The sequence below is a fragment of the Psychrobacter coccoides genome, from assembly GCF_017498085.1.
Lineage (GTDB): Bacteria > Pseudomonadota > Gammaproteobacteria > Pseudomonadales > Moraxellaceae > Psychrobacter > Psychrobacter coccoides.
Window position 1 is genome coordinate 1 of the sequence record NZ_JAGBKM010000051.1, and the last position, 689, is coordinate 689.

Consider the following 689-nt stretch of genomic DNA (forward strand, 5'->3'; position numbering starts at 1 on the left):
TTTAAACTTCTCTCTATTGGCTGGTTGGCTAGTATGATAGGTCATTCTGCTTTCCGCCTTCCCTTTCGACTGGGTGGCATTATACTCGGTTTTTATTGGGGGTCAAGCTAATCGCAACTTTTATTTTATGTATCCAAGAAAAACAGCCATTTATAGAAATCTTAAAAAGATAAGACACCGCCAGTTACCAAGCTGGTATAGCTTTAAGCCTGTCATATTAATTTTGCAACGATAGAAATAGACCTTTACATTACTTATTTAATAAGCATCTTATAATCTATTTTCATTATTTATCATTTATCACATAAAAAAAACCCCCTTAACAATTAAGTTAAGGGGGTTTTTTAGGAATAGAGAGCTGACGATGACCTACTCTCACATGGCCGGAGCCACACTACCATTGGCGCAACGATGTTTCACTTCTGAGTTCGGGAAGGGATCAGGTGGTGCCATCGTGCTATTGTCGTCAGCAAAGGGGTTAGATATGAGTCTGTTTTTGTTTTACTTAATGACTTAAGTATCACTTATCCTAACTGAATCAAGGATAAAGGTGATATCGATATAATGCTTGTCTAACTACAGAACTAAGTTCTTATAGATAATTACAAACCACTTGGGTGTTGTATGGTCAAGCCAAACGAGCAATTAGTACAGGTTAGCTCCACACATCGCTGCGCTTCCACACCCTG

Annotated in this window: 1 rRNA gene; it reads right to left on the reverse strand. The window is 38.3% G+C overall.

Annotated features, from left to right (window positions below):
- Window positions 1-356 precede the first annotated feature (356 nt).
- Window positions 357-471: ribosomal RNA gene (gene rrf / locus J3492_RS13015) — 5S ribosomal RNA — on the reverse strand.
- Window positions 472-689: the final 218 nt, after the last annotated feature.